The organism is Pseudoalteromonas sp. NZS100 (assembly GCF_015864815.1).
GTDB classification, from domain to species: Bacteria; Pseudomonadota; Gammaproteobacteria; order Enterobacterales; family Alteromonadaceae; genus Pseudoalteromonas; species Pseudoalteromonas distincta.
This window is the reverse complement of record NZ_JADYWM010000014.1, coordinates 21872-32814: the sequence shown is the minus strand read 5'-3', so window position 1 is coordinate 32814 and position 10943 is coordinate 21872. Positions and strand designations below refer to the sequence as shown.

The following is a 10943-nucleotide window of genomic DNA, read 5'->3' as shown; positions in this document are numbered from 1 at the left end:
TAAAACATGTGAAAATGGGTATTTCCACATGCTTTATTAGGGAAATTTACATCCAGCTGCGAGTATCTGACTCAATCTGCTTAATTGTAAAATCAATAATAAAGTCAGCATCTTGCTGCTTTATGTAGGGCATAAATGCAAAGCCTGAAGCAAGTTGTATATACAGGCTTTTTAAGCCTGATTTTCTCATTAAGTACGTACTTATACTGCGCGCACTTTGCGCTTTATAAAGCTCAAAAACACGGTAATGAACGCCAATCATACCTTTGCGTACAACCATGTAAAATCGACCATTATCCTCATGCATGTAATAACCATAACGCTGATACGACAAAGTTACCAAGCCAGAAAACACCACCAAAACACCAAGGCTTATCAAAGTATTAATATCAGCAATAAAACAAAAGCAAAACACTAATGCACTGGGTAGCAGTGAATAAAAGCCTAAATTTTTATACAAAAGCGCTCGCTCTGCGCGCTTAAAAGCGAGTTTTTTACTATTAAACCATGGGTAAATCCATTGGCATACACTATCAACTTGTTCGCTATTTAATACAGGTAATACTAACGTTTGTTTATTTTTTTTAGCCGCCACACCGGCTGCTATTCCGCCGCTACTTGCTTGTAAACACTCAACGGTAAATCGCTTTAGTAATCGCCCCATTAGGTTTTGTTTGATAACAATAGATTGCACCTTGTCCATGCTCATAGAAAGCTGATGGCGCTCTAACAAGCCAGCAATACGTTTAAACTTTTGACCTTTAAAATAAAGCTCAAAGTTATAAAAACGAATAAGCGACATAGTCACCGATAGCATTACAGCGACCAAAACTAGCAAAACAATTAAGGTGATCATCGCAAAAGCAGCAGCACTTGCCAGCATACCAAGCTCTTGTTGGTAAAAGCCTTCTACTTTCGCAATAATTTGCTTCTCTAAAAAATCAACAATTAGGTTTATAAAAGGGGCCAAAGCAGCCATTGCAAAAATGGCCATATTCGACATTAAACCAAATTTGGCTATTTCTTTATTGCTAATGCTTAGGCTGTTTTCGATAGTGTCTGTTTCGCTTTGTTCAGTATTTGGTGTTTCTTGCTGTTGCTGCGCTTTAAAATCAAATATTTGTTTACGCATTTGCTGTGCATAATCTTTAGTGACACCAGGTAAAACAACTTCTTGCGACACACTACCAGCTGCATCAAAAATACAATTAACTAAGTTTACGGGGGTAAAATAAAACGGCTCGGCAATATTAACGTTTTGCACACGGCCAAATTTAAGCGTAAGTCGCTCTTTTTTAAATACACCTTTGTTAAGCAATATTTCGTTGTCGCTACTAATACTAAACTTAAAATTTAAATAATATAAAAATGAGTAAACAAGTAGCAAAATTAGTGCAATACCGCCTGCAACCTGCGCCCAAAACAATTTATTTTCTACTTGAGTAACAAACACGACAAGCATAGGTAGTAAGTTTAAAAGGCCATCTTTTACAAAGCGCACACTAAAGTGCACAACAAAGTATAAAAGTGCCCAGGGCGATACTTTTTGCCAGTAAATAGGGCTGGCTTTATCTTCGATAGTTGTATTACTCATCGACTAAAGCTGCCTGAGTAGTTGCGTCGTCTTGGCGGTAGTTTTGTACAAATTGGCGCATATTTTTACAATCATCATGGGTTAGCCCACTAATTTGTAAATCGGCACTTACACCACCAGCGCTAAATAATTTAATGCTTGCAAGGCTAAGTTTTCGCTCTATTGGCCCTTGGTGTATTTCCATATGCTGTACGCGCGCTAAAGGTAATACCGTCACTTGTTGCCAAATAACGCCTTTTTTAAAAGCAATGTCATGATCTCGCACTGCAAAACCTCGCAACCTCACACTTATTATGTTGTACGCCATAGATACGGCCACCAAAATTGGCATACCAATTAGCAAATACGTTTGTGCATTATTAGCAAAGGCTTCATTAAAATAACAAACAGCAATAAGCGCTCCAATTAGCGGTACATAAAACAGAAGCGAGCTAAGCTGTGTATGTAATAAGGCTTTATCAGCCAATGGCTTAAAGCTAATATCACTATGCTTTGGTAAATCCATTATTTGTTGATTGTTAAACACTATTTGTCCCTATTCCTGCTTTTAATTATGACTAGCTTACCAACTAATGGTGGTTATTAAGGTGTGGCTTTGTTTTGGCTCAAGCGTTACTTTATCTATCAGTACATTAGCAGCCTCTAAGCAGAGCATTGTTTTATATTCATCATCAGCAAAATTAGATAAGCGTTTTGATTTTTCTATCCATGGGTTCCACAGTACACACGAACTTGAGTTTTCGCGGCTCACATTAATAACACCTTCTGGCGTATTAATAGTTTGCATTGTATTTGCTTGTGTATAAACCATGTCGGTTTCGCGATTGAAGCTTACAACATCATTTTGTACAAATGGCCCTTCACTAAACTCAATATATTGCGCGCCTTGTAAACCATCTACATGGGTATTTGTAATGTCTGATGTAGGAAAATAGGTATGCAGCGCTTGAGTAAAGCTAAATGGCACACTCCCTAAATTAGTGGTAGTTAAGCGAACCTGTAATTTATCGCTTAATACAAACTCAACTTTTAATGCTGACTGATGCGGCCAATACGTTGTATTAACAAGCTTCATGGGGAGCTTTAAACTAACTGTAATTTGCTCATCAGATTCGTGTACTTCATCGGCTTGCCATACGCTTGTGCGCGCAAAACCGTGGGCAGGCCACCCATCATTAGCGTGTGTACCAAACCACGGCCAACAAATAGGAATACCGCCTCGAATACTCGCCCCTTCTTGATAGGTTTCCTCTTGTGAAACCCAAATAAGTGGCTTGTTATTTTTAGGGATAAACTCGGTAATTTGCCCACCTTGCAAAAATATTTTTGCGTCGCACTTTTCACTAGCTACTTTAATAAACTCAAGTCCGGATTCGCTTTGCTCAATGCTAACTGATGGCGATAATTTCATACCTTCCCCTATAATACTGATACTAAAGATTTTTAATGTTTACATCTAAACAATAATGCATGCTTAAAGTATACGCTATTGATATTAAATATTGATTGCTGAATTTGTTCATTGCCGATTAATACATATACAGTAAACTCACAAACAATTACTTTGTACTAACAGCTGTAAATGAATAATACTAAAGTCTATACAATAAGACTTGCCAATTATTCACAACATACGTACTGTGCGCAACTTAATGCACACAAGGTGCTAAGAAAATTTACCAATATTTAAACAATATAATTTTACATTAGTTACTGCTCTAACTATTAAAAACCAATAAAAGCGGGCTAAAGTACAATATATTATTTGAATTCAATTTATTTGATGTGTAACATTTCGCGATTACGGCAAACTACCGCCCCATCGACGAGATAAGCAAATGCAAAAATATGACGAGTTATTGGTTTCTTTACGTAAAGTTATCCGCGCGATTGACTTACATTCTAAGCAGCTAAATAAAACTTCGGGTTTAACTGGCCCACAATTGCTTATAATGCAAGAAGTGCAAAAAACCGATGGAATAACGGCGAGCCGTATTGCTCAAAATGTAAATTTAAGCCCAGCAACGGTCACCAATATTCTCGACAGAATAGAAAGCAGAAACTTAGTAACACGCGTACGCAGTCAAATGGATAAACGCAGAGTGAGCTTATACCTCACCGATAAAGGAAAAGAGTTACTTGATAAAGCACCTCAGCCATTGCAAGAACACTTTATTGAAAAGTTTTCTGCACTTGCTGAATGGGAACAGAGCCTTTTACTCTCATCAATGCAGCGTGTAGCCGCAATGATGGATGCAGATAAATTAGATGCATCGCCCCTTCTAGAAGTTGGTGCGCTTACTCAAGCTCCTAAAGAATAAATAATAAAAAAAATACATAGTTTTTGTACTTACCCTAAACGTAAGGCGTTTTTTTACGTCTTGAATTTTTTATTTTTTAATCAAAATCTGAGCGGCAATTATGACTAAACTCTCAAAATTAACACTAGCACTAGTTCTAGGTGGTGTTACAAGTACTTCTTATGCGTCTGATGATCTAGACACGTTACAAAGCCAACTTAAGCAGTTAAAGCAACAAATGCAACTGCTTGAAAATAAGTTAGCTGATGAAAAAACAAAACAGCAAAAAATTAATGAGCAACACAAGCAAGAAGTTGCAAAAATTAGTAAAAAAGCTGATAACAAAGAAGTTGTTGTTGCTGCCGCTGAATCTGAGAAAAAAGACGAAGGTGTTAAAATTGGTGGCGCAGTGCGTTTTAATTACAGCACTAATTCATACGATGAAGACACTCAAGATCGTAGCGGCGACTTAGACTTCGAAGTATTTCGCATTAACTTATCTGGCGAAATAAACGATATTTCTGTTAATGGTGATTTTCGCTTTTACGATTACATGACCATTGTTAAGTATGCATACTTAGGTTACGAATTTACTGATGGCTGGGAAGCACAAGCAGGTATTGCACCAGTCCCTTTTGGTAATGGCCCATACAACTCACACAGCTACTTTTTTAGCACTAACTACTATGTTGGCCTAGAAGACGACTTTGATTTGGGTGTAACAGTAAACCGTAAACTAAAAGATAACTGGAAACTAGACCTAGGCTTTTTCAAAAATGATGAAGTAGGCGGCGTTGATGGCAGCTCTGAAGTTAACGAGCGTTACTCTTTTGATATAGTTGGTAGCCGTGCAACAACCGAAGGCACATACGATGCACCTGGCTCTCGCCTTGGTGAATACAACACATTTGCAGCTCGTACGGTGTACCAAATTGAGCATGGCGAAAACGCTAAAACCGATGTGGGTGTATCACTATTAAGCGGTGGCTTACATGATGGTAACGACCGTGCAGGTAACTACGGCGCATGGGCGTTCCACGTAAACAGCCAAATTAATAACTGGAATATTCAATTTCAGCACGGTGAGTACGACTACGATCTAGACGACAACAGCAACCGCTTTGTTGTAGGTGCGTTTGACTACTACGACACCGTATCAAGCGAAGCTACCATGACTAACTTTAACGTAGCTTACGATCTATCGGTTGATTTAGGCCCTATAACAGGCGTACAGTTTTACAACGATTACGGCATCATTTACGACAAATCTGACGACAGTGCAGATACATGGATGAACGTAACAGGTATGAGCGTATCAGCAGGCCCGTTATTTACGTACTTTGACTTTATTCAAGCACGTAACCAGCCATTTATTGGCGGAACAATTATTGGTGATGGCGATACAGAGCGTCGCTTTAACATCAACGTAGGTTACTACTTCTAGATAAGTAAAACCTATTTTATAAATTTAAAAGGGCAAACTTAGTTTGCCCTTTTTTATGTTTTTACACTTCGATTTTATAACTATTTGGCCTACAATCCAAAGTATCAGCCATTACTAAAAAGAGCCTAAGTGAATATAAAAGCAGTGTTTATTTGTTATAAAAACTTATGGTTTAAAGCACTTGGCTTAATACTTGTAGCCTTGGGCATTATTGGCATTGTGCTGCCGGTCATGCCTACCACTATATTTTTTATTTTAGCGCTCACCTGCTTTACTCGCTCATCACCCGCGCTTGAACAATGGCTGTTAAACCACCCTCGTTACGGTGTAACTTTGCAGCAATGGCAAGCCCATAAAGTAGTGCCTGTAAAAGCCAAATGCTACGCCGCCATTGGCATGTTAATTGGATTTACATTTTTACTGTATTCAGCCGCCCCTATTTGGGTTATTTATCTCGTTGCAGTAATAGAAGTATTGGTAATGATTTACCTTATTTTAAGACCTTCCAGCCCTCCTAAGCATTAAATATTCATTTTTTACCTGCTTACCGCCTTTGTTTTAAAGTTTTTATGTAAAGATAAGTAAGTAAATTTGTAATAGCTAATGCAAATCATTATCATGTTGTAAATTTAATTTATTTACTGTTTTTATGTCGTTTATTAACAAGCGGGCTTTGTATAGCACAAGCCGTGCTCTACATATTTATATTTCTACAGCTTTGTTTTTTTTGCTTATTTTATTTTGCGTTAGCGGCATTGTGCTCAACCATATTGATTGGCTTAAAAACGATAAAAATAATGGCCAAGTAACGGCGGTAATTCCAGCAGAGCTAGTTACCAAAGCGAATGAGCAGCTAAATACGCTGCCAACGCTTTACCCTGAAATAGAAGCTTACCTAGCCGAGCAATATGCACTTACAAAAGTAAAAAGCATTGAGTGGGAAAAAGAAGACGCGCTTGTCATGCTCGACTACCCACTGCCTGCTGGGTTTGCCTACGCAGAGCTTGATTTTACAACTGGCGAGCTAAATCTTGATTACCAAACAGGTGGTTTTTTAAGCCTTATTGGCGACTTACATAAAGGCCGCCACAGCGGTGAAGTATGGAGTTGGGTAATTGATATATCTGCCATACTAATGATTTTATTTGCCATCACCGGCATGATTATTTTGTTTCAAAATAGAAAAAAACGCTTAGCAGGAATATGGATAACCGTACTAGGAGTGGCAACTCCACTGGTTATTTATTTATGTTGGGTTCCACAAATAAAAGGAGTGTCTTAATGGTTAAATTTAAATTATTTATAAGCGCCGCATTACTGCTCGTAGCTGCGTTTTTTCAAACAACGGCGCATGCAAAAACACCACAGCTAGAGGTTGAATTAACGCTTCCTGACTTAGAAGTACAACCGTATCACCGCCCATACGTTGCAGTTTGGCTTGAAACACCAGAGCGCAAACACGTTACAACGCTTGCACTTTGGGTGCAAAAAGCAGAATGGTTTAAAGACTTACGCCAATGGTGGCGTAAAGCTGGTAAAAGCGATGCCAACTTTGACGGCATTAGCGGCGCAACCAAGCGCGCAGGTACTTACACCATAAATTGGCAAGGTAATGATTTAGACGGTAACCCAGTAAAACCAGGTAAATACTTACTAAATATTGAAGTTGTACGCGAAGAAGGCGGCAGAGACTACACCCGCGTTGAGCTCGATTTAACTAAATCAGGCAAACTAACAATTGATGGTAAAAACGAGTTTTCTAAAAGCTTCGTCACTGTAAGCACTAAGTAGCTGCTACTTAATCATTTGAATTTAAGGAAATACAATGAAAATTAATTTATTAAAAACGGCATTAATCGGCGCACTTAGCTTATCGGCGCTGGTATCTACATCGGCAAGTGCACATGGTCGTTGGTTATTACCTTCGCACACGTCATTATCTGGTGACAAAGCGCACTACGTAATGATTGACGCGAGTATCTCTAACGAAATGTTTGCACCCGACAAAGCCTTTAAACCAAAAGAAAAAGGCGCAGAGTACGACGACACACTACTTATGGCCCTTGCACCAAACGGCGAAGAAGTATCTGAGACCATTCGTGCTTATTACCTAAAGCGTAAAAGCTCAGCGGCGGTAAGCCTAAAAGAAGAAGGTACTTACCACATTGCAATGACCCAAAAGCCAATGTACATGACCTTCTATAAAAACGAAGAAGGTAAGCGCAAGCGTGTATTTGGTAAAAAAACAGAAGCCGAGTTACCTAGCAATGCAAAAGATGTAACGACAACGAAGGTTGTTTCAACAGTAGATACATTTGTAAGCCGAAATGGCACCTCAAAACCTGCACAGCTAGGTTTAGGCTTAGAGCTTAGCGGTCCAACGCATCCAAACGATTTATTTGTAGGTGAACAAGCACGTTTTCAGTTACTACAAGATGGTAAATCTGCTGGTGAAGGCGTTGAAGTAAGTATTTTAAAAGGCGACACACGCTACCGTAACGAGCGTGGCGAAGTAAAAGTAACGACCGATAAAGACGGGATGTTTACAATTACCTGGAAAGAGCCAGGCCTATACCTAATCGAAACCTCTAACAAGGTTACCGTAAATGAAGAAGGCGTAGATGCAGGACGTTATGCATTATTTACAACGCTTGAAGTTGCCCCTGAATAATTTAAATTACTAAATTTAAAAAATTGAAAGGCCAAGCATTTGCTTGGCCTTTTTACGTCTTACTAACTTTTATCTAAAATCCCCTTGAATTCGCAACCATTCGACACAAGATTGCAACTACAACGATCCAAACGCCTATATCGCGCGTAAACAGTGACCTTATATGTTAACAACTTAGAATATCTTAGATAGTTTTTATCTTTGCACTAGGGTAGTCGCTTCTATATGATGCGCTCCTTTTCGACTAGCAGCTCTTGGGGAACAATTAATGACTTTTAAGCGTTTATCTGCAAATAAACTAGCACTTAGCTTGGCCGTTACCACTGCACTTAGCACACCTTACTCTATGGCCGTTGCCGCAGAGCAAGATAATCAAGCAGAAAAGAATATCGAAGTAATTTCGGTTACAGGTACTCGCCGTAGCTTACGCAGTATTGCCGAAAGCTCAGTACCTGTAGATATTATTACCAGCAGTGATATGCAAAGTACGGGTCAGCTAGAAATAAGCCAAATACTAGCAAACCAAGTACCTAGCTTTAACTACCCAAGTGCCACTATGGGTGATGGTACTGACCATGCAAAACCAGCTGTTTTACGTGGATTAGCACCCGATCACACATTAGTACTTATAAACGGTAAGCGCCGCCATGCCGGTGCGCTATTAAACTTAGCAGGTGTTGTTGGTCGAGGCTCTACCGCTGTTGATTTGAACATGATCCCAACCTCTGCAATTAAACGTGTTGAAGTACTTCGTGATGGCGCAGCCGCACAGTACGGTTCTGATGCAATTGCTGGGGTAATTAACATTGTACTTAAAGATGCCTCAGAAGGCGGCAGCGTTAGCGTAACGTACGGTAAATACGATACTCAAATGGCTGGCGTACCTCAGCTAGAAAGCACCTACGCAGATGCAAACGGCGACTTAGCCTTTAATACCGGTGGCGACCGCGAAGTAAACGACGGTGCAACACGCACTGTTAGCGCAAACTCTGGTTTTGCGTTATCTGATAACGGCTTTGTAAACGTATCAATTGAATACCGCGATAACGACTCAACGCAGCGCTCAGGCTTTGACCCACGCGAACAATACAGCCGTCTTGATGATGGCAGCCTAGACCCACGCGAATTTACTATCGATCGTTACAACCACCGTTTTGGTAAAGCCGACCTTGAAGATTACGCGTTGTTTTACAACATGGGTTACGATTTAGATAACGGCTTAAACCTTTATTCATTTGGTAGCTACTCAAAGCGTGAAGGTAATTCAGGTGGTTTTTACCGCCGTGCAAAAGACAGCCGTAACGTTTTAGAAGTGTACCCAGATGGCTTTTTGCCGCAAATTGAAACAGACGTACAAGACTACTCATTTGCACTGGGCTTAAAAGGCGAAACTAACGACTGGACATGGGATGTAAGTACCAACTACGGCCGCAACGACTTTGGTTTCGGCGTTGTAAATAGTATTAATACATCACTAGGAGCCGACAGCCCAACTGAATTTGACAACGGTGCACTGGTTTACGATCAGTTTTTAGTAAACGCAACGGCCAATACCACACTTGATTTTGGTTTACCTGATGACGTATTTTTTACCGTAGGTACTGAATACCGCCACGAAAGCTACAAAATAGAAGAAGGCGAAGAAGCGTCTTACATCACCGCACTTGATAGCGACGGTAACCCAATTGCAGCCGGTGGCGCGCAAGTACTTGCTGGTTTTGGACCAGAAAGTGCGACTGACGAAAGCCGTCATAACATCGCTTTATTTGTTGAGTTTGATACCTACTTAACAGAAAAATGGAACGTAGTTTTAGCGGGTCGTTATGAAGATTACAGCGACTTTGGCGACACATTTACCTCTAAACTTGCCTCGCGTTACAGCATTACTGAAAACCTATCGCTGCGCGGTGCAATTAGCACCGGTTTCCGTGCGCCATCTTTAGCGCAAAGCTCGTACCGCCAAATCTCTACTGTACTTGAAAACAACCAACCATTTGAAGTTGGTTTATTCCCAACCGATTCAGCCGCAGCGCAAGCACTCGGTGCTCAGCCGTTAGATGCTGAAGAGTCAGTAAACGTTACTGCGGGCTTTATGTACACGCAAGGCAGCTTTAGCTTAACCGTTGATGCGTACCGTATTGATATTGATGACCGTATTGTATTGTCTGAAAACTTAGAGGGCGATGCAGTTGTTGAAATACTACAAAATGCCGGTGAGCTAAATACCGAAAGCGTACGTTACTTTACCAACGCTATCGACTCACGCACGCAAGGTGTAGATATAGTTGCCACTTATAATTTAGATTTAGACAACTTAGGTGATTTACGCCTAAACGTAGCAGCTAATTTTAACGATACCGAAGTAACACACGTAAACGACAACCCAAGCGAACTTAACTCACTAGGTGACGACTACGTAGTGTTTGCACGTCGTGAAGTAGGTCGCTTTGAAGAAGGCACGCCAGATAGCAAATGGAACCTATCAGCAGTGTGGAACTTTAACGAATGGCAAACAACGCTTCGTGCTACACGTTATGGTGAAGTCGCTGATATATCAACTACAGCTGATCGCGATGAATACCTAGACCCTAAATGGATCACCGACTTAGAAGTGGCATACCGTCCAGACGAATATTGGAAATTTGCCGTTGGTGCAAACAACTTATTCGATCAATACCCACAAGCCACCGTGGATAACATTGGTTACTCTGACTTTGGCCAAATATTCCCGTACACACCGTATGCACCTTATGGATTAGACGGACGTTTCTTATACGGTAATATTACTTACAGCTTTTAATTAGTTTACTAATAAAAGCAGAGCAATTATAAAAGGATGCATCACGCATCCTTTTATATTAATAATTAGTTATTTTAACCACTTATTAGTATTTCAACTTTCATAAAAAACCACCACCCTATATAAAACAACAA

The 10943-nt window shown here is 40.0% G+C and carries 10 protein-coding genes; 7 read left to right on the top strand and 3 right to left on the bottom strand.

Translation table 11 applies throughout. The features are described from left to right. Window positions 1-46 precede the first annotated feature (46 nt). The 3 genes from I6E69_RS14400 to I6E69_RS14390 are packed head-to-tail and all read right to left on the bottom strand — an operon-like array spanning window position 47 to window position 3005. Entirely contained in the window at window positions 47-1594 is a 1548-nt protein-coding gene (locus I6E69_RS14400; RefSeq protein ID WP_197121512.1) for a PH domain-containing protein, read from the bottom strand. Beyond that, entirely contained in the window at window positions 1587-2120 is a 534-nt protein-coding gene (locus I6E69_RS14395) for a PH domain-containing protein (RefSeq protein WP_182712512.1), read from the bottom strand. The genes I6E69_RS14400 and I6E69_RS14395 overlap by 8 nt, the downstream gene beginning before the upstream one ends. Before the next feature lie 36 nt (window positions 2121-2156). Continuing rightward, on the bottom strand, window positions 2157-3005 hold the full coding sequence (locus I6E69_RS14390) for a D-hexose-6-phosphate mutarotase (protein ID WP_002960188.1): 849 nt from the start codon (window positions 3003-3005) through the stop codon (window positions 2157-2159). Window positions 3006-3432: 427 nt separating this feature from the next. Between I6E69_RS14390 and I6E69_RS14385 the strand changes: the two genes are divergently transcribed. The 7 genes from I6E69_RS14385 to I6E69_RS14355 all read left to right on the top strand — a co-directional run bounded on the left by I6E69_RS14385 (window position 3433) and on the right by I6E69_RS14355 (window position 10809). Further along, a complete protein-coding gene (locus tag I6E69_RS14385) occupies window positions 3433-3915 on the top strand; it encodes a MarR family winged helix-turn-helix transcriptional regulator (protein WP_002960189.1) in 483 nt (160 codons plus the stop codon). Between the two features lie 100 nt (window positions 3916-4015). Then, the gene (locus I6E69_RS14380; protein WP_002960190.1) at window positions 4016-5338 is read left to right on the top strand and encodes a hypothetical protein; all 1323 of its coding nucleotides are present in this window, start codon (window positions 4016-4018) and stop codon (window positions 5336-5338) included. 129 nt (window positions 5339-5467) lie between these two features. Next, entirely contained in the window at window positions 5468-5863 is a 396-nt protein-coding gene (locus I6E69_RS14375) for a YbaN family protein (protein ID WP_002960192.1), read from the top strand. A 124-nt stretch (window positions 5864-5987) separates the two neighbouring features. Continuing rightward, window positions 5988-6620 (top strand): PepSY-associated TM helix domain-containing protein, encoded by a 633-nt coding sequence (locus I6E69_RS14370; protein ID WP_193226744.1) that lies wholly within the window; start codon window positions 5988-5990, stop codon window positions 6618-6620. Next, complete coding sequence (locus tag I6E69_RS14365) at window positions 6620-7129, top strand: DUF2271 domain-containing protein (RefSeq protein ID WP_024596098.1); 510 nt, start codon at window positions 6620-6622, stop codon at window positions 7127-7129. The genes I6E69_RS14370 and I6E69_RS14365 overlap by 1 nt, the downstream gene beginning before the upstream one ends. Window positions 7130-7163: 34 nt before the next feature. After that, entirely contained in the window at window positions 7164-8009 is an 846-nt protein-coding gene (locus tag I6E69_RS14360) for a DUF4198 domain-containing protein (RefSeq protein WP_197121511.1), read from the top strand. 268 nt (window positions 8010-8277) lie between these two features. After that, the gene (locus I6E69_RS14355; RefSeq protein WP_197121510.1) at window positions 8278-10809 is read left to right on the top strand and encodes a TonB-dependent siderophore receptor; all 2532 of its coding nucleotides are present in this window, start codon (window positions 8278-8280) and stop codon (window positions 10807-10809) included. Window positions 10810-10943: the final 134 nt, after the last annotated feature.

Coding starts and splice junctions, on each gene's coding strand:
- I6E69_RS14400 (WP_197121512.1), bottom strand. CDS start 1,594: ATGAGTAATACAACTATCGAAGATAAAGCCAGCCCTATTTACTGGCAA.
- I6E69_RS14390 (WP_002960188.1), bottom strand. CDS start 3,005: ATGAAATTATCGCCATCAGTTAGCATTGAGCAAAGCGAATCCGGACTT.
- I6E69_RS14385 (WP_002960189.1), top strand. CDS start 3,433: ATGCAAAAATATGACGAGTTATTGGTTTCTTTACGTAAAGTTATCCGC.
- I6E69_RS14380 (WP_002960190.1), top strand. CDS start 4,016: ATGACTAAACTCTCAAAATTAACACTAGCACTAGTTCTAGGTGGTGTT.
- I6E69_RS14370 (WP_193226744.1), top strand. CDS start 5,988: ATGTCGTTTATTAACAAGCGGGCTTTGTATAGCACAAGCCGTGCTCTA.
- I6E69_RS14365 (WP_024596098.1), top strand. CDS start 6,620: ATGGTTAAATTTAAATTATTTATAAGCGCCGCATTACTGCTCGTAGCT.
- I6E69_RS14360 (WP_197121511.1), top strand. CDS start 7,164: ATGAAAATTAATTTATTAAAAACGGCATTAATCGGCGCACTTAGCTTA.
- I6E69_RS14355 (WP_197121510.1), top strand. CDS start 8,278: ATGACTTTTAAGCGTTTATCTGCAAATAAACTAGCACTTAGCTTGGCC.